The organism is Segeticoccus rhizosphaerae, from assembly GCF_009192725.1.
GTDB lineage: Bacteria > Actinomycetota > Actinomycetes > Actinomycetales > Dermatophilaceae > Segeticoccus > Segeticoccus rhizosphaerae.
Genome location: NZ_VOHR01000662.1, coordinates 1 through 757, shown reverse-complemented (window position 1 = coordinate 757; position 757 = coordinate 1). Strand labels below are relative to the sequence as shown.

Here is a 757-nt window from a genome sequence, read left to right as displayed (position 1 = left end):
CACGGACCGACCACTCGGCGCACGCCACGGGCCACGCGGCCCCGGGCAGCCGCAGGGTGCCCCGCGAGTGCCCAGACCGCGACGGCGGCACCGGTGAGCAGGACGAGGCCGATGAGGACCGTCGGGAGCATGTCGCGGACGGGTGAGGGCAGCACCAGCAGGACCACGACGGTCATCACCAGCTGCACGAGCTGGCCGGCGCACCGCTCACCGACCACCGCCCGCGCGGCGTGTGGCAGGTCGCCGACATCGTGCCCGCGCCGCACCGCGCGGTGCACGTCACCGAGCACCCCGCCGGGGAGGACGAGGTTGAGGAACTGCGAGCGGTAGTAGGCCGCGACAGCGGTGCGCAGCGGCAGCTCCGAACCCAGTCCGGCCGAGACCCACCGCCAGCGCCAGGCGGCGCAGACGGTGCTCAGGGCCGCGAGGAGCATGGCGGCTGCCATGGGCGGGCCGTCGAGACGCTGCAACGGTGCGAGAAGGGCCTCGGTGCCGAGCCGCCAGGCGACGGCGCCCAAGATGGCCAGGCCGACGACCGGTCGCGCCCAGGACCACAGACTCCGTCGCGCCATGGCTGCTCCTCGTCGACCCGTGGCGGGCCTCACTCCACCCTAACGAGACCGAGCGCCGGCCGGTTCAACGTCGGGTCGGGCGAGCAGGTCCCGATGGTCCACCGTCGCCGTCAGCCGCCCCGCCGCGGCCTGCCCCCGGCGTCGGCGGACGTAGTCGAGGGTCGGTCCGGCGAGCTCGGGGCGCT

General features: G+C 75.3%; 1 protein-coding gene. It reads right to left on the bottom strand.

Annotation, left to right across the window (positions count from 1 at the left end; all coding sequences use genetic code 11):
• Positions 1 to 572 (bottom strand): lysylphosphatidylglycerol synthase domain-containing protein (locus FRW57_RS22370; RefSeq protein ID WP_203230513.1); only part of this gene is annotated, 572 nt, incomplete at its 3' end.
• Positions 573 to 757 lie beyond the last annotated feature (185 nt).